Origin of the sequence: Bacteroides sp. AF25-5LB (genome assembly GCF_003602965.1) — a bacterium.
Lineage (GTDB): Bacteria > Bacteroidota > Bacteroidia > Bacteroidales > Bacteroidaceae > Bacteroides > Bacteroides uniformis.
In genome coordinates this window covers 1-296 of the sequence record NZ_QTMC01000051.1, presented here as the reverse complement: position 1 = coordinate 296, position 296 = coordinate 1, and the positions used below count along the sequence as shown (strand labels likewise).

The 296-nt window shown below is 46.3% G+C and carries 2 pseudogenes; both read left to right on the top strand.

Features of this window, described 5'->3' with window-relative positions:
• A pseudogene (locus tag DWY57_RS21495) lies at positions 1-131 on the top strand (capsular polysaccharide biosynthesis protein CapF); the annotation flags it as partial.
• Positions 132-156: 25 nt separating this feature from the next.
• Positions 157-296 (top strand): annotated as a pseudogene (locus DWY57_RS20670) (UDP-N-acetyl glucosamine 2-epimerase); the annotation flags it as partial.

The following is a 296-nucleotide window of genomic DNA, read 5'->3' as shown; positions in this document are numbered from 1 at the left end:
TCGTGGAGATGATTCCCGGCTATACGCACAATATCGTCAACCTTTCGGAAACGGAAGACCTGGTGACCTTCATGTGGTGCAACGAGTGTTTCGACCCGGCACGTCCGGACACTTATTTTGAAAAAGTCTGAAACGAGTTAAAGAATATAGGAACAGATGGATATAAAATTGGATTATTCGCAAGTCAGGTTTCAGGAGAACGGCAGACTGAAACTTCTGATTATAGTGGGCACCCGTCCGGAAATCATCCGCCTGGCGGCTGTCATCAACAAATGCCGCAGTTATTTTGACTGTCT